The following is a 16,046-nucleotide window of genomic DNA, read 5'->3' as shown; positions in this document are numbered from 1 at the left end:
AAGCATGCCCACTCGGTACGCGCAGATCCGACGATGGCGAGCCGGAACCTCTATCCGCGCCCGCCTCCACGACCTGACCGGCACGCTGGTCGTGGTCACCGGCGGCGCAAGCGGAATCGGTCGCGCCGCCGCTCGCGCCTTCTCGGCCGCGGGCGCGATCGTTGTGGTGGCGGACAAAGATCTCGATGGTGCGCTCGAAACAGTGCACCTGATCGACAATCTCGGATCTGCAGGCGGTTCGACCGCCGTCTTCGGTGGCGGCGCACATGCCTACGAGCTCGATGTCGCAGACGAGGCGCAGGTCCGTGAGTTCGCGAAGACTGTCCGGTCACGGCACGGAATTCCCGACGTGCTCGTCAACAACGCCGGGTTCGGAGTCATCGGCGCATTCGTCGACACACCGCAGTCGGTCTTCGAAGATGTCATGAACACCAACTTCTGGGGTGCGGTGTACGGGTGCCGCTCGTTCACCACGCAGATGATCGAACGCGGTACCGGGGGACACATCGTGAATGTGTCGTCGGCAGCAGCATTCATGACGCAGCGGAACCTGACGGCCTACTCGACGAGCAAAGCCGCAGTTTTCATGCTTTCGGAATGCCTACGCGCCGAGCTGATCGAACACGGTATCGGTGTGACCGTGGTGTGCCCGGATCTGGTGAACACGAATCTGACCCGGAACTCCGAATACGTCGCTCCGAGCCGGGAGAAGCGCGCCGCTCGCCGCGAGCACGCGCTGTCGCTCCACCGCAGATTGCATGTCGAACCCGAGCGCGTCGCCGATGCGATCGTCTCCGCGGTGCGCCACAACCGGCCCATCGTCACCGTCGCTCCGGGTGCGAAGGCCAGGAAGTGGCTGAGCCGCTTGGCTCCACGGGTAGTGAGGGTGGGCTCGCGTTTCGATCTCGATTGATCGCGCGCCCCGCGGCCTCATACCTTCGACGCGAGCCAGTCGTTGAGCCAGATCGTTGCCGTCGTACCGCGGTCGTCGACCGCATAGTTCGAGTAGTCCTGGTGGACCTGGGAGCCGTAGAACTCGCGGATCTGTGTCTCCCGTTCGAAGTTCGCCTCGGGGCTGATCTGCAGTTGCAACATCGGTACCCCGCCCGCGGCCATGATGTCGTTGTAGAGAATGGTGGCCTCGTCGCGATAGTGCTCGAATTGATCGGGGCCGGTTCCCGCCGTGATCGCCATGAACCCGGCGAGGCGCGTCACGTAGTCCTCGCGGGAGGTCGAGCAGTACAAATCTCCGACGGCGCAGATAGTGCGGACGTTGGGGCTCACCAATCCGAACCCACCGACGCGGGACCCACCTGCGCCGTTGCCGGGCACGGGAGGTCCGACAAGCGAATCGGTTTCGGAGCGACGCGGATCGGAAATCAGGCCGACCGCGGTGAGCCGGTGTGGCGGGACCACACCGAGTCCGGTGCCGATCTCGGCGGCGAGATCGCCCGCGGCGTCGGCGCCCTGGCTGTACCCGACGAGCGCGAAATCGGTGCCGGGGCAGTGCGCCGCGGTACCGGCGATCAGATCCCTGGCGTTGTCGACCGCCCGGTTGCGGGAGATGCCGTACATGTCGCCCTCCCACGGGAAGGCAGTGGCCGGGTACTGCACATAATCGACCCGGGCTCCGGCGGGAAGCCCGGCCGTGACCTGGGCCAGCATGCCGTTACCACGTTCGGGGTCGGGGGTGCTCGACGTCTCCCACGTCCCGGGGACAGCGATCACGTTCAACGTCGGACAGCCACCCGGAACAGCTTGCGCTGCAGGCGCTGCCACCATCGCACCTGCGACTGCGGCTACTGCCGCCAACATTGCCGATGCCCTACCGAACCCCATGGAAGATCCCCCGCCCCGTTTCGTCACATCACGCCGCGCCCAAGTTTCCATCACGAATATGACACATCGGTGAACTCGGCGTGATTCGAGTCGGTATTTTCGGCGGAACGGAACCTATCCGCGCACGACGGTGACGGCGCCGCCCCCGATGTTGGTGACGAATACGTTGCTGGTGCCGTGGTCGAGAGCAGTAACCGGATCGGGCTTCTCGACAACCCTCGAGACCGATCCTCCGGCACGATCGACCACGGTCACCGCGGGTCCGAAGAAGTTGGTGACGTAGACGTTGCCGGTGATCGGGTCGGTCACCACCATGCCCGGCGGGGCCGGAATCTCCGCGGGCAGAGGACCCCTCGCGTGGTCCCAATCGATCACCTCGACCGAACCCGTCCCGATGTTGGTGACGAACACGCCGTCGCTGCCCGCATCGAGTTCCATCTGCGGCAACAGCTCGGGCTCGCTCGCTGCCGGCTGCGGCCTCGGCGCGACCGCGTGGCGGTCGACGGTCACGCCACCGGTGCCGAGATTCGTGACCGCGACGTTGCCGATACCCCCGTCGACGCGCATCTCGAGCGGGGCGTCGGTCACATGGGTGCGTCCCGGTTCGCGTCCTTCCGGATGTGTCACATTCACCGTGCCCGGTCCGACGTTGGTGATGCAGGAATTACCGGTACCACCATCGACGCCCAGCAGCATGAGGCCGTCGAACCCGAAAACCGGTGCTACCGGCGAGGCCCCGTCGACGGTGACGATGCCCCCGGCGTTGCGAACGCAGTCGCTCAACGGATCGGCCGCCGCCGTGTGCGCTGCCGATACGGCTATCGCGGTAGCGCCCGCGCCGACCGCGGCCGCCGTCAGCACCCGCCTCGTGACACTCCCGGATGCAGTCATGCGCAGAACGATAACCGCTCCGGCACCGCGCGGCAGCGGAACACACCGGGCCGCCCACCGGAGTCCGGTGAGCGGCCCTGTGTGAGTGGGTCAGCGCTGCGGCACTGTCCGCGTGGTGATCGGGACGGGCAGTGCCGTTGCTCCCTCGAGGTACTGATCGACCGCGGCCGCGCACGAGCGGCCTTCTGCGATGGCCCACACGATCAGCGACTGACCGCGGCCCATGTCGCCTGCGACGAACACCCCGTCGACGTTGGTGTTCCACTCCGACGAGCGGGCGACGTTGCCGCGCTGATCGAAGTCCACACCCAGATCGGTGAGCAGCCCGGGCTTCTCCGCACCGGTGAAGCCCATCGCGAGCAGCACGAGGTCTGCCTCGAGCTCGAAGTCGCTGCCCGCGACCTTCTCGAACTTGCCGTCCACCATCTGCACTTCGTGTGCCTTCAGTGCGGTGACCTTGCCGTCCTTGCCGACGAACTCCTCGGTGTTGACCGAGAAAACCCGCTCGCCGCCTTCCTCATGCGCAGACGAGACCCGGTACATGAGGGGGTAGGTCGGCCACGGAGTCGAGTCGGCACGCGCCTCCGGCGGACGCGGCATGATCTCGAACTGGTGAACGCTCTCGGCGCCCTGCCGGTGCGAGGTGCCCAGGCAGTCCGCCCCGGTGTCACCGCCACCGATGATGACGACCTTCTTGCCCGCGGCCGTGATCGTGGGTGCGGGCAGATCGCCGAGCTGGACCCGGTTCGCGATCGGCAGGAACTCCATCGCCTGGTGGATGCCGTGGAGTTCCCGCCCCGGGATCGGCAGGTCGCGTGCGACCGTGGCGCCGCCTGCGAGGACGACCGCGTCGAACTGCTCACGCAGCTGCTCAGCGGTGATGTCCACGCCCACGTTCACGCCGGTGCGGAAGACGGTGCCCTCGGCCTCCATCTGCGCGAGACGACGGTCGATGAACCGCTTCTCCATCTTGAACTCGGGAATGCCGTAGCGGAGCAGACCACCGATGCGGTCAGCACGCTCGAACACCGTGACGCTGTGGCCGGCGCGGGTGAGCTGCTGCGCTGCAGCAAGCCCGGCCGGACCCGACCCCACGACCGCGACCTTTCGTCCGGTGAGCTTCGACGGCGGGATCGGGGTGACCTTGCCTTCGTCGAATGCCTTCTCGACGAGTTCCACCTCGACCTGTTTGATGGTGACCGGGTCCTGGTTGATGCCCAGCACGCACGATGCCTCGCACGGGGCGGGGCACAGCCTGCCCGTGAACTCCGGGAAGTTGTTCGTGGCGTGGAGTCGCTCGATGCCGTCGTCCCACTTGCCCTTGTAGGCAAGGTCGTTCCACTCGGGGATCAGATTTCCGAGGGGACAACCGTTGTGGCAGAAAGGGATTCCACAGTCCATGCAGCGGCTAGCCTGGATCTGGAGGGACTCGAGCGGGAACGGCTCGTAGACCTCCTTCCAGTCGAGCAGCCGAAGGGGAACCGGACGACGGACCGGTGTTTCGCGAGAACCGTGCTTCAGGAAGCCGTTCGGATCAGCCACGAGCCGCCTCCATGATCGCTTCGTCAACGTTCGCACCACGAATGGTGGCGTCCTTGATAGCCATGAGAACCTTCTTGTAATCGCGAGGCATCACCTTCGCGAAGTGGCCGACCTGCTGTGACCAGTCGGCCAGAATACGGGCTGCAACCTCGGAGCCCGTCTCGTCACGATGTCGCTCGACGGCACCCTTGAGCCAGACGAAGTCCTCGCCTTCGAGGTCTTCGAGATCGACCAGCTCGGTGTTCAGGTTGTCTTCGAATTCCTTGTCCGGGTTGTACACGAACGCGACACCACCCGACATACCTGCGCCGAAGTTGCGTCCTGTCCTGCCGAGGATGACGACCTTGCCGCCCGTCATGTACTCGCAACCGTGGTCGCCGACGCCCTCGACGACAGCCGTGGCGCCCGAGTTACGCACCGCGAAGCGCTCACCGGCGATACCGCGGATGAGTGCTTCACCGCCGGTGGCGCCGAACAAGATCACGTTGCCTGCGACGATGTTGTCCTCGGCGACGAATCCGGGCGCCACGTCCTCCGGCGGACGCACCACGATGCGACCACCCGACAGGCCCTTGCCGACGAAGTCGTTGGCGTCGCCGAGAAGCTTCAACGTGATGCCCTTGGGGACGTACGCGCCGAAGCTGTTACCCGCCGAACCGGTCAAGGTGATGTCGATCGTGTTGTCCGGCAGTCCCTCCGCACCGTAGCGCTTCGTGAGCTCGTGACCGAGCATCGTGCCCACCGTGCGGTTGACGTTGGTGACGGTGGTGTCGATCGACACCGGGGTGCCCGACTCCAGAGCGGCCTGCGCCTTGACGATCAGTTCGTTGTCGAGCGCCTTGTCGAGAGCGTGGTACTGCTCCTTGGTGCAGTACATGTCCTGATCGGTGAAGATCGGCGACGTCACCTTCTCGAGCAGCGGCGACAGATCGAGCTTCGATGCTCGATAGTGCTCGACGGCTTTGACGGTGTCGAGGCAGTCGACCTGACCGATCGCTTCGTCGAGGCTGCGGAATCCGAGCTCGGCAAGGTACTCGCGCACCTCCTCGGCGATGTACAGCATGAAGTTCTCGACGAACTCCGGCTTGCCCGTGAACCGCTTGCGCAGCACCGGGTTCTGGGTCGCAACACCCACCGGGCACGTGTCGAGATGGCACACGCGCATCATGATGCAGCCCGACACGACGAGCGGTGCGGTCGCGAAGCCGAACTCCTCGCCACCGAGCAGCGCCGCGACCATGACGTCACGACCGGTCTTCATCTGACCGTCGACCTGCACGACGATGCGGTCGCGCAGACCGTTGAGCATCAGGGTCTGCTGAGTCTCGGCGAGACCGATCTCCCACGGAGCACCCGCGTGCTTGAGCGACGTCAGCGGCGACGCACCCGTGCCACCGTCGTGGCCCGAGATGAGCACGACGTCGGCGTGCGCCTTCGACACGCCCGCCGCGACCGTGCCCACACCGAGCTCGGAGACGAGCTTGACGTGGATGCGAGCCTGCGGATTCGCATTCTTCAGATCGTGGATCAACTGCGCGAGATCCTCGATCGAGTAGATGTCGTGGTGCGGCGGCGGCGAGATGAGGCCGACGCCCGGCGTCGAACCACGCACCTCCGCGACCCACGGGTACACCTTGTGCGGCGGCAGCTGGCCGCCCTCACCGGGCTTGGCACCCTGCGCCATCTTGATCTGGATGTCGGTGCAGTTCGACAGGTAGTGCGACGACACACCGAAGCGGCCGGACGCCACCTGCTTGATCGCCGAGCGGCGGAAGTCACCGTTCGCGTCGGGGGTGAAACGCGACGGGTGCTCGCCGCCCTCACCGGAATTGGAGCGGCCGCCGAGGCGGTTCATGGCGATCGCGAGGGTCTCGTGGGCCTCCGCCGAGATCGAGCCGTAGCTCATCGCACCGGTGGAGAACCGCTTGACGATCTCGCTGGCCGGCTCGACCTCCTCGATCGGAACCGACCGGCGCAGGCCCGTCTTGAACTCGAAGAGTCCACGCAGTGACGCGAGCCGCTCCGACTGGTCGTCGACCAGCTTCGTGTACTCCTTGAAGATCTTGTACTGGCCGGTGCGAGTGGCGTGCTGGAGCTTGAACACCGTGTCCGGATTGAACAGGTGGTATTCGCCCTCGCGACGCCACTGGTACTCGCCGCCCACCTCGAGCTCGCGGTGCGCATGCTCGGACGGGCGATCGAGGAACGCCATCCGGTGCCGCGCAGCGACATCCGCCGCGATCTCCTCGAGGCCGATGCCGCCGAGCTGGCTCTGCAATCCGGTGAAGTACTCGTCGACGAGCTCCTGCGACAGGCCGATGACTTGGAACAGCTGCGCGCCGGTGTAGGACGCGAGCGTGGAGATGCCCATCTTGGACATCACCTTGAGCACGCCCTTCGACGCCGCCTTGATGTAGTTGGCGATCGCCTTGTCGAGGGTCATGCCTTCGGGCAGGTCACCGTTCTGGAGCAGTTCGTCGATGCTCTCGAACGCCATGTACGGATTGACCACGGCCGCACCGAAACCACACAGAGCGGCGATGTGGTGCACCTCGCGGGCGTCGCCGGCCTCGACGAGCAGCCCGACCTTGGTGCGGGTCTTCTCGCGCACGAGGTGGTGGTGCACCGCGGAGGTGAGCAGCAGCGACGGGATCGGCGCGAGCTTCTCGTCGGACTCGCGGTCGGACAAAACGATCAGGCGAGCACCCTTGTCGATCGCCTGCGAGACCTGCTCGCGGATGCTCTCCAGCGCGGTGTGGAGACCGCGCGCACCCTCCGCGACCGGGTAGAGGCCGCGCACGATGACGCTGTTGAATCCGGGGTACTGCTTCTTGTCGTTGACGTGGATGAGCTTCTGCAGGTCGTCGTTGTCGATGACCGGCGCCGACAACAGGATCTGCCTGCACGACTCCGCGGTGGGCCGCAGCACGTCGCCCTCGGGGCCGAGCATGCCACCGAGGCTCGTGACGATCTCCTCGCGGATGGCGTCGAGCGGCGGATTGGTGACCTGGGCGAAGAGCTGCGAGAAGAAATCGAACAGCGTCCGCGGACGCGACGAGAGCACCGCGATGGGGGTGTCGGTACCCATCGAGCCGAGTGCCTCACCGCCGGTCGCTGCCATCGGCTTGATCAGCAGGTCCACTTCTTCGCGGGTGTATCCGAACACCTGCTGGCGCAGCACCACCCGCTCGTGCGACATGTAGGTGTATCGGGACGGCGGCAGGTCTTCGAGGCGTGAAACGCCCTTGGAGATCCACTCCTCGTACGGGTGCTCAGCGGCGAGCTCCGACTTGATCTCCTCGTCTTCGACGATCCGCCCCTTTGCGGTGTCGACGAGGAACATGCGCCCCGGCTGGAGCCGTCGCTTGCTGATGATCTTCTCGGCAGGGATGTCGAGCACACCGACCTCGGAGGCCATGACGACCAGGCCGTCGTCGGTGACCCATGCGCGCGACGGACGCAGGCCGTTGCGGTCGAGGACCGCACCGATGACCGTGCCGTCGGTGAAACACACCGATGCAGGCCCGTCCCACGGTTCCATGAGCGCCGAGTGGTACTCGTAGAACGCGCGGCGGGAAGGATCCATCGCCTCGTTCCGCTCCCACGCCTCGGGGATCATCATGAGCACGGCGTGCGGAAGGCTGCGGCCACCGAGGTGCAGCAGCTCGAGCACCTCGTCGAAACGTGCGGTATCGGATGCATCCGGGGTGACGACGGGGAAGATCTTGTCGAGCTTGCCGCGCCCGCCGAAGACGTCGGTGTCGATGAGTGCCTCGCGGGCACGCATCCAGTTCGAGTTACCGATGACCGTGTTGATCTCGCCGTTGTGCGCGACGCGGCGGAACGGGTGCGCGAGCGGCCACGACGGGAACGTGTTGGTGGAGAAGCGCGAGTGCACGAGGCCGAGCGCCGACTCGACACGGTCGTCCTGCAGGTCGAGGAAGAAGCCCTTGAGCTGCGGCGTCGTGAGCATGCCCTTGTAGACGAACGTCGACGACGACAGGCTCGGGAAGTACACGGTCTCGCTGCCGGGGCCGTCCTGGCCCGGGCCGCTGTGGCCGAGTTCGTGTTCGGTGCGCTTGCGCACCACGTACGCACGTCGCTCGAGGTCGAGGCCCGTGAGGGCTCGTGCGCCCGAGGCGATGAAGATCTGCCGGAACGTCGGCATGGCGTCCTTGGCCATGGAGCCGAGGTCGGAGGTGTCGATCGGCACCTCGCGCCAGCCGAGGACCTCGAGGCCCTCTTCCTCGACGATCCGATCCACCGCTTCCTGCGCCTGACCCGCGGCATCGGCGCCCTTGGGCAGGAATGCCATGCCGGTGGCGTAGGCGCCGGCGGGGGGCAGATCGAAGTCCACGACGGCGCGGAAGTACGCGTCGGGCACCTGGATCAGAATGCCTGCACCGTCGCCGGTGTTCTGTTCTGCGCCCGCGGCACCGCGGTGTTCGAGGTTGACCAGCGCGGTGATCGCCTTCTCGACGATGTCGCGGCTGCGTCGACCATGCATGTCCACGACAAACGCGACGCCACAGGAATCGTGCTCGTTTGCCGGGTGGTAGAGCCCTCGAGGCCCGGGAAGATGAGTCATACCTAGCCTTCGTTGCGGTGATGGCAACTGACGACCAGCAACACTGATGGCCATCTACTGCTGTAGATGGGTATCGACCCGGGTGTGCCGATACCTTGTCCTCGTCAGTATCCGCCCATCCGCGACGGTGCGGGTGCCTTTTTCGGCAGCGCGGGATCGAACCTGACGATCGGTGGGACGTCGTGGGCCCACCGCCTCGCAGCAAACGATATGCCAGGCCACGGGGGGTTACGCAAGCAAGGCTGCCCTACTTTGCACGTGAGCAGCGGAAATATGCCGGTAACCGGCCCGTAGCGGGGGCTTCATCGTGACTACCGCGCTTACAAGATCGCTCCGAGGATGCGGCGGATTCCCGGGCGCGGGTCCGGATGGGAGCCGGACGTGAGTCGATGCAGGATCACGCCGTCGAGGTAGTCGACGAGAAGCCGCGCACCCGCGTCGGATTCACCTGGACCTTCTACTCCGAGTCCCGTCAGCATCTCCGCTCCCCACGCCCTCAGCTCGCCGCGTCTGATCTCCACCGCGCCGCGGAGGTCCGGGGCAGCCATGGCCTCGACGAACATCGCGAAGCGCGCCCGGGTCCGCACGACGTCGCTCTCGGTCGCAACCAGGACGTATCCACACAGCAGATCTTCGAGTGCTTGTGCGTCACGCGGCGCTGCGACGCCGGCGAGTGCGGCCACATCGAGCCGGTCGCGCTCGAGCAGGCGGTCGAGGACTCCCTCGACGAGGGTCTGCCTGGTGCGGAAGTAGTTGCTGGTCGACCCCGCAGGCAAGTCGGCGATCGAGTCGACGCGCCGATGTGTGAGTGCCCGCAGACCTTCGGATCCGAGCAGTTCGATCGCGGCGTCGAGCGCGACGGTGCGTTTGTCGGTCACATCCCGATCCTACGACGAGCACTACGCCCGTAGTGACAATTCACTACAGGCGTAGTACGTTGCGTGCATGACCACGACATTCGCAGGAAAGGCCGCCGTACTCGGTGGAGGCATCGGCGGACTCACCGCTGCGAACGCCCTCATCGCCCGCGGCTGGCACGTGGACGTCTTCGAACGCGCAGCATCACCACCCGGCACCGGAACCGCACTTGGACTGTGGCCCGCAGCCGCCCGGGCACTCGAACTCGCAGGCGTGGGCGGGCAGGCACAGCGCCTCGGCGTGCTGCAAGAATCCGGCGCGCTCATGAGATGGGACGGAAAGGTCCTCGGACGCTTCAGCGACATCCGTACGCCGGCGATCCTGCTGTCTCGTCCCGCCCTGCTCGGCCTCCTCCTCGGGGCCCTCCCCACCGGCACCGTCAGGTTCGGTTCCACCGCCCCTCCACTCGCCGACCTCACGGGATACGACGTGGTGGTGGGCGCCGACGGCCTCGGCAGTGCAGTACGTGAACAACTCTTCGGGCCGTCGTATCGTCCTGCCCACTCCGGCTACGCGGCGTGGCGCGGCTGGGTGCCCGGAGCCACCACCGCAATGAGTGAGACCTGGGGCCCCGGCGCACTCTTCGGGATCACCCCGCGCGACGGCGACCTCACCAACTGGTTCGCGGCCGTGCGCGCACCTGCGGGTGGAGCGGGTACGGTCGACGAACTCCGCACACGCTTCGGCGACTGGCACCCTGCCGTGCGCGACGTCCTGAACCGCCTCGATCCCGCTGAAGTCCTGCACCACGATCTATACGAGTCGCCGCGGTTGCCGTCGTACGTTCGGGGAAACGTCGCACTGATCGGCGACGCCGCACACGCGATGACCCCCAATCTCGGCCGAGGCGCATGCGAAGCAATGGTCGATGGTGCGACACTCGCGTCCTTGTTGACCGAACATCCGGTCAACGACGCCCTCGGTCTCTACGACCGGGCACGACGCCGCCGCACCCAACTGCTGGTACGTGCGTCCCGGATGGTCGCCCGCGTAGCAACGGCGACCCGGCTCACCGGCGTGCGCAACACCGTGGTGGGGACGGTCATCCGCTTCGCCTGAAATTCGGTGGAACCGATCGGTCGGCTGCTGCGTCCAACCCTGGTGGGACGGTCTCGAGATCAGGAGTTGGTTGCGGATGACATCGCTGCAAGTCGACATCGATGCCTTGAAAGCCTTGGCGGCAGCCTTGACGACGGAGGCCGACACGATCGGCGAGCTGAAGCCGGAAGCCCCGCTCGCTGGGGCGGCCGGCGCGATGACGTCCTCAGCGGTCGGTAGCGCACTCACGCGCGCCGAAGCTCCACTGCGCACCGCGTACCACGCCATGTCCGCCTGCCTGCACCGCATGGCCGAAGCAACATCCGTCGGCGCGAGGAACTACGAGACCGCCGAGGACGAATTCAGACGGCAGGTCGAGGCGGTAGGAAGTAGCTTCGAAAGCACCGCGCCCTTCGAAAGCACCGTGTCGTAGATGTCGACACTCTCGCAGATCCGAGCACTCGACCCCGCTGCGCTCACAACTGCAGCCGACGGCGCCGAGGCTGCGAACATCGCATTCGGCAAAGCAACCGATCAGGTCGATCGGCACGTCGACCACGCATTCAGCACGTGGCACGGCGACGCTGCCGTAGCCGCCACCGCACGGGCGTGGAGCGATCGCGTCGTCGGCCGTGGCATTGCCAACGCGGTGACAGAGCACGTCGACGCCCTTCGTGTCGCATCGGCGGCACTGATTCCCGCGCGCGACACCGTCGTCCGCACCGCAGACAATGCAACCGCTGCAGGCTTCACCGTCCACGACGACGGCACTGTCGTCCCACCCCGGTGCGACACGGGCGATGCCCGCGCCGACGTCGTCGGGCAGGCCTGCCTCGACGACGAAGCCCTCACGTTCGAAGTGCAATTGAAATCTGCACTGAGCTCCTTCGACCAACTCGACCGCGACGCCGCCGACACGATCGACCAGATCACCATCCGGCTGTCGACGTTCGGAGGAGACTTCCGCACCCAGGGACTCTGGGCGTTGGAGGGACCGGACGGCCACGAAGACGCCGATATCGTCATGTCCGGCCGTGCCCGCGACTCCGACCTCGAACGTATCGGACGGGCCTTGTCCTCCGACAGTGGCGTGAGCATCGAATACCTCGATGCCTTCTACAACGGGCTCGGGCAGGACGAGCTGACAGAGCTCTTCGCGACCTTCAAGGAATGGGAGGACGACGGCGATCCGAGTGCGGCAGGGTGGGCCGACGCAGTGGGCAACGGTCTCCTCACGTTGTCGAACCCCGACTACGGCGGCGGTTGGGACCGAGTGCCACAGGACATCCGCGACACCCTCCACTACGGATACGAGCCTGGTCCACGCGAACCGGGTTCCGCTATCCGGTTGGAACGTCTCGACGCACTCGGGGCGATGCTCGGCGAAGCGAATCCCGAGTATCGGCCCGGTACCCAGATGGGGGTCGAGCTGAACAGGGTCGCGGGATACATGGCGGGTGTGCCGACCTATGCCGACCCGCACGTGGTTCCCACGCCCGATCCTTCCTATTACGACAAGACTGCGCGGACGTTCCTCGACATCGGCACACGCAATCCCGATGCGTCGTACCACCTGTTGTCGGGTACCGGTGTCGACGGTTCCCCGGCACAATTCGACCGCGACGAAGTCCTTGTGCCCCTGTTCACCCGCGAGTGGGAGGACGATGGGTCCACCCTCGCCGGTCTCACCGACTGGATCGCCGCAGACGCAATCCCGCCCGACCCGACCGACCCCGTCGACGTCGCCCGGGCCGAGCGGGCAGGGCAGGCGGCCTTCGGCCTGGCCGAGACGCTGTCGTCGCCCAAATCGGGATGGGACGGCAGCAACAACTTCGACCGCTTCCTGCACATGCCCGAGACAGACGGACACCCTTCCGACCGCACGATCGGAAGTGTCAACCCTACTGCAGTACAGTCGTTCTCGGAAGCACTCGCGCCGTATGCATCCGACATGGTCGGAGCTGACGCGGACGCCACACCCACCCACGGCTTCGGCGACCTCGGCCCTGTCCCCGCCACCCGGGTGTTCACTCTCCTCGACACCGACCCCGCAGCCGGTGCGCTCGTCAACGGCGCAGCACTCGCGCAGGCCACCGACTTCGATCGGCGGTTTGCGCTGGATCAGGTGGGCGGTGAGGGGAAGTACAGCTACGGAACGTATTCGGGCCGGTTGCAGAGTCTCGTCGAGGTGGGATTGAGCAGTGCGTACGAGAACGAGAAGGCCATCGAGCAGGCTGCGATCGACATCCGAAATCAGTACCGTTCGGACGCGTATGCGGTGGCACAGACTCTTGTCACCGGTGCTCTGACAGCGCTTCCGGGTGGGGTGGTGGCCGGGCCGATGGCCTATTCGACCGGGGTCCTCCTGGACTCCGAAATCATCAATGCTGAAGGACGATACGTGGGTCACGCATCAGGAATAGAGGGTCTGGATACCTCGATGTATCTGACGGAGACAAGCGCGCGAAGCACCACAAATTACAACATGTTCAGCGCGCTCATTGAATCAGGAACAGTAGACAGGAACACTCTGCCCGCAGATTGGATAGACAGCGGTGGCCTCAAACAACAAAATGCCTTTGCTGGAAATGTGCTGACCGACCAAGTACCCGACCTCCTGGCCAACGCCGGTGTCCCAAAGGATGTCCAGGCGTACTACCTGGGTGTATCTGCAGCAGGCCAACAAGACCTCCTCGACATCGTCTACGCAGATCGAAGAGATGGTTCGTCCGGCTTCCGCGAGGTATTACTGGGCGACGTAGTCCCGTCCGGTGGCGAGCGTTGGGACTACTCACAGTGAAATCCACTTACAGATCGATCCTTCGAGCTTCTTGGATTGCGGTGAGCATTCTTGTGTTTTCCTCCTGCTCGCAGGACACACAGGAGCAACCGACGACCGAACCCGAGCCGACGATCCCTCGCGAGTATCAGCCTCCCACGCAAGTTCTCAACGCCACCTACGTGTGGTCCGCAGAACCTGAGATCGATCTGTTCGACGAGCGCGGCCGACTCATCCGCGCAGCAGAAGAAGCGAAGACCATCGCGCACTACGGCGGACTCGATGTCACCTACCCAGGTTTTGCCGACGTTCTCAGCTATGAGTACGCGAGCCGCATCGACGCACGTCCCTATCATGCTCTCGCTGGTACCGCACGCGCCCACATCCTCCAAGTTACCGAGACCGAAACCGGGTTCGACGCCACAGTGTGCACACAACCGTCTCATCTCGGAATTCGTTGGGACGACGGTGAATATCGGATCACCACGCTCTCAGGCCGAGAGAGCTACGTTCAGTTCACTCGCATCGTCGACAGTGCAGAGCACCCACAGCTCGAACTCGAACCACGATGGCCCCCCATCGATCGAACAGATCCATATCCTGCATTGCAGGATATGCCGGTATCCGCAAACCAATGGTCCGCCCCCACCGAAGACCTCTTCACCGACACCGGCTACACCATCACCTTCGGCGCAGACCTCGGCGAAACCATGCACCGCTGTCAAGACTGGGGACGCAGCATCGAACCCGACGTCCCGGCCGAAGGTTCCGAAACCATCCGCTCCCCCATCCCACCCAGAACCCTGCCCGCCTACCCAGGCTGGTGACACAAAGGAGAACGCCGTGACCCGAACCGAAGAGTTCTCGTCGAAGGTCCGCAGGATCCAGAACGAGATCGACATGATCAGAGGCAACGGAACCTCGCACGGGATACAAATGACCGTGTCCCCCACGGGCCGGATTCTGGGTCTGGAGATCCCTCCCCACGCATACGACCTGTCGCCTCGGGCTCTCTCCGACCACATCGCGAGGGCGCACGCGTTTGCCTATTCCGACGCGAATGAGAGGGCACGGAACGTCAGGGCGGAACTCGCCGAGGACCCGAGGGTTCGGCGCATCCTCGCCGAGACCTGAGGCTCGCCGTCGCGTCACCCTCGGGCGAAGGCGGAGAAGCAGGTTACTCCGGCGACACGTGCGTCACCTTCTTGAAGCCGCTCGCGGTGGCCCGGTCCACGCCTGCCTTCACAATGCCGAAGATGAGCCCTTGAACTGCCGCCGCAACGAGCACGTCGCGGGTCTTCTGCGACAAGTCCTGCGGTTCGGGCTTCTCACCACTACCGATCCGCTTCCATACCTGATTGAAGACCGCACCTGCGAGCAGTCCGCCGCCGACACTTGCTGCAAGGGCGAGTGGTTTGTAGAAGATCACGCGTGCGTCGGCCATGGGTTGCTTCCTCCTCCATTGCGGCACCGGCCGGTGCCGCCGTCTTCGTCCGAACTACCCGCCGCGTCTCAGCCGCAAACAGGCCATTGATCGCAGGGTTTCCGACGAGGCCTCTCCGGGTACTCCTGTCCGGGCCTCGATACGGGGCAAATGCGACTCGTAGGCGGAGGTCACGGACGTGGGAGCAACATGAGGACAGGCGAAGTCGGTCGTGGTGCCCGAAGAGCCGCACGCAGCCGAGGATTCGAACGCGGCGCACGATTCGGCCATGTCGTCAGTGGAGTACTCCATCTGCTGATCGGCATGCTCGCGGTCGCGGTCGCTTTCGGTTCGAGGGAGAACATCGATCAGTCGGGCGCGCTGGCCACACTGGCCGACAAACCCGGAGGTCGCATCGCGCTGTGGGTTCTTTCGGTGGGATTCGTCGCGATGGCACTGTGGCGGGTGGTCGAGGCGGTGTGGGGCGGGCAAAGCGAACACGCGAGGTCGAATTCACCGCTGGACCGCGTCAAAGCCATGGGGATCGCCGCCGTGTACGTTGGATTGTCTTACTCGACAATTGGTTTCGCTCTGGGATCCGGAAAGTCCAGCGGCGAACAGAATGCCGCGCTCAGTGCCCGGCTGATGCAATCGTTGCCGGGCAAAGCGCTGTTGATCGTCGCTGCGCTGGTCCTCTTGGGCGTCGGGGGCTATCACGTGTACAAGGGCGTCACACGGGGATTCCGCGACGACCTGACTACCTATGACCGGACCGGGGCGGGCAGGTGGATCGAGCCACTCGCCGTGGTGGGTTACGTCGCGAAAGGGATCACGATCGTCGGAGTGGGAATCCTCGTGGTCATCGCCACGGTGCGGAGCGACCCCAGCCAGGCGACCGGACTGGATGGAGCATTGAAGACGCTGGGGGCGCAGCCGTTCGGCGCTGTGCTGCTCACCTGCGCCGGGGCCGGTGTGGCGATCTACGGTCTGTACTGCTTTGCGATGGCCCGCTACGCCAAGATGTAGAA

13 protein-coding genes are annotated in these 16,046 nt (G+C 65.3%); 7 read left to right on the top strand and 6 right to left on the bottom strand.

From position 1 onward, the window contains the following. Nucleotides 1-4 precede the first annotated feature (4 nt). Entirely contained in the window at nucleotides 5-913 is a 909-nt protein-coding gene (locus ACSYG9_RS10665; RefSeq protein WP_454842407.1) for an SDR family NAD(P)-dependent oxidoreductase, read from the top strand. Nucleotides 914-930: 17 nt separating this feature from the next. Here the strand turns inward: ACSYG9_RS10665 and ACSYG9_RS10660 are convergent, their stop codons facing one another. The 5 genes from ACSYG9_RS10660 to ACSYG9_RS10640 all read right to left on the bottom strand — a co-directional run bounded on the left by ACSYG9_RS10660 (nucleotide 931) and on the right by ACSYG9_RS10640 (nucleotide 9,738). Beyond that, on the bottom strand, nucleotides 931-1,839 hold the full coding sequence (locus tag ACSYG9_RS10660) for a cutinase family protein (RefSeq protein ID WP_454842405.1): 909 nt from the start codon (nucleotides 1,837-1,839) through the stop codon (nucleotides 931-933). 114 nt (nucleotides 1,840-1,953) lie between these two features. Further along, nucleotides 1,954-2,730 (bottom strand): YncE family protein, encoded by a 777-nt coding sequence (locus tag ACSYG9_RS10655; RefSeq protein ID WP_454842403.1) that lies wholly within the window; start codon nucleotides 2,728-2,730, stop codon nucleotides 1,954-1,956. A gap of 90 nt (nucleotides 2,731-2,820) precedes the next feature. Then, nucleotides 2,821-4,272, bottom strand: a complete 1,452-nt coding sequence (locus ACSYG9_RS10650; protein WP_454842402.1) for a glutamate synthase subunit beta — start codon at nucleotides 4,270-4,272, stop codon at nucleotides 2,821-2,823. After that, nucleotides 4,265-8,860 (bottom strand): glutamate synthase large subunit, encoded by a 4,596-nt coding sequence (gltB, locus tag ACSYG9_RS10645; protein ID WP_454842401.1) that lies wholly within the window; start codon nucleotides 8,858-8,860, stop codon nucleotides 4,265-4,267. Before gltB ends, ACSYG9_RS10650 begins: the two co-directional genes overlap by 8 nt. Nucleotides 8,861-9,180: 320 nt before the next feature. Further along, entirely contained in the window at nucleotides 9,181-9,738 is a 558-nt protein-coding gene (locus ACSYG9_RS10640) for a TetR/AcrR family transcriptional regulator (RefSeq protein WP_454842399.1), read from the bottom strand. 67 nt (nucleotides 9,739-9,805) lie between these two features. Here ACSYG9_RS10640 and ACSYG9_RS10635 point away from each other — a divergent pair, with 67 nt between their 5' ends. The 5 genes from ACSYG9_RS10635 to ACSYG9_RS10615 all read left to right on the top strand — a co-directional run bounded on the left by ACSYG9_RS10635 (nucleotide 9,806) and on the right by ACSYG9_RS10615 (nucleotide 14,729). Then, nucleotides 9,806-10,837, top strand: a complete 1,032-nt coding sequence (locus ACSYG9_RS10635) for an FAD-dependent monooxygenase (RefSeq protein ID WP_454842398.1) — start codon at nucleotides 9,806-9,808, stop codon at nucleotides 10,835-10,837. A gap of 76 nt (nucleotides 10,838-10,913) precedes the next feature. Further along, nucleotides 10,914-11,249: a hypothetical protein gene (locus ACSYG9_RS10630; RefSeq protein ID WP_454842396.1), complete on the top strand. Its 336-nt coding sequence runs from the start codon at nucleotides 10,914-10,916 to the stop codon at nucleotides 11,247-11,249. Beyond that, complete coding sequence (locus ACSYG9_RS10625) at nucleotides 11,250-13,616, top strand: TPR repeat region-containing protein (protein ID WP_454842395.1); 2,367 nt, start codon at nucleotides 11,250-11,252, stop codon at nucleotides 13,614-13,616. It abuts the gene before it with no gap. 41 nt (nucleotides 13,617-13,657) lie between these two features. Further along, nucleotides 13,658-14,422, top strand: a complete 765-nt coding sequence (locus ACSYG9_RS10620; RefSeq protein ID WP_440127128.1) for a hypothetical protein — start codon at nucleotides 13,658-13,660, stop codon at nucleotides 14,420-14,422. Between the two features lie 16 nt (nucleotides 14,423-14,438). Next, the gene (locus tag ACSYG9_RS10615) at nucleotides 14,439-14,729 is read left to right on the top strand and encodes a YbaB/EbfC family nucleoid-associated protein (protein ID WP_440127127.1); all 291 of its coding nucleotides are present in this window, start codon (nucleotides 14,439-14,441) and stop codon (nucleotides 14,727-14,729) included. A 43-nt stretch (nucleotides 14,730-14,772) separates the two neighbouring features. On the opposite strand, the gene ACSYG9_RS10610 is transcribed toward ACSYG9_RS10615, so the two are convergent. After that, nucleotides 14,773-15,039, bottom strand: a complete 267-nt coding sequence (locus ACSYG9_RS10610) for a DUF4235 domain-containing protein (protein ID WP_169689147.1) — start codon at nucleotides 15,037-15,039, stop codon at nucleotides 14,773-14,775. A 189-nt stretch (nucleotides 15,040-15,228) separates the two neighbouring features. On the opposite strand from ACSYG9_RS10610, the gene ACSYG9_RS10605 reads away from it, so the two are divergent. Beyond that, a complete protein-coding gene (locus ACSYG9_RS10605) occupies nucleotides 15,229-16,044 on the top strand; it encodes a DUF1206 domain-containing protein (RefSeq protein WP_440127126.1) in 816 nt (271 codons plus the stop codon). The last annotated feature ends 2 nt before the right edge of the window (nucleotides 16,045-16,046 follow it).

Source organism: Rhodococcus sp. SJ-2 (assembly GCF_053750035.1).
This window is presented reverse-complemented; position numbering and strand designations above follow the sequence as displayed.